This window comes from Dellaglioa sp. CoH-57-MRSF-20 (assembly GCF_056781955.1).
Window position 1 is genome coordinate 1 of sequence record NZ_JBXAXV010000070.1, and the last position, 556, is coordinate 556.

Below are 556 nucleotides of genomic sequence, written 5' to 3' on the forward strand. Positions count from 1 at the left end.
TGGTGTTTGCGTAGAACCTGGACCAACGATAGGTAGTTGGCAGTACCAAGAATATGCCATCATCGGGTCCGTTCGGTTCATAGCTCCAAACAGATTGTCGCCTTCGATGATGCCGCCGTTGCTGCTGACTTCCCCGAGAGTACCGGGACCAGCAAGCGCAATCGACGAAGGCCCGGCAAAACCGCCGAGCCCACTCAAAGCTGAAGCCAAAATGTTTTCAGGTGCGTTAGCCAGCGCGGCGATAGCGCCACCTGTATTGCCAGAAAGCAGCTCACCAGCCGCGCCAATGGCGGACCCTAGTGCTGCGTTCACTGTATTATTTACGACGCGAGAGGCCGTGTTGACGATCGCGTTTTCCGCGCTCTGTACTGCGCCCTTAACGCCTTGGACCTGACGGTCAATTTGCGAGTTCACACCAGTCTTGATTTGCTGGGTGGCTCTCGATACTGCATCGGAGAGAAAAGACATGATGGCGGCATTCCTGATGGACGCGCCGGATGCTGGCAGAAGTCGGAACCTCGTGCGCATGCCGAGCGCCGGGCAAAAAGAAAGGGAT

The 556-nt window shown here is 56.5% G+C and carries 1 protein-coding gene; it reads right to left on the reverse strand.

Translation table 11 applies throughout. From position 1 onward, the window contains the following. Positions 1-468 (reverse strand): hypothetical protein (locus tag AC1RPN_RS08140; RefSeq protein WP_481763707.1); only part of this gene is annotated, 468 nt, incomplete at its 3' end. Between the last annotated feature and the right edge of the window lie 88 nt (positions 469-556).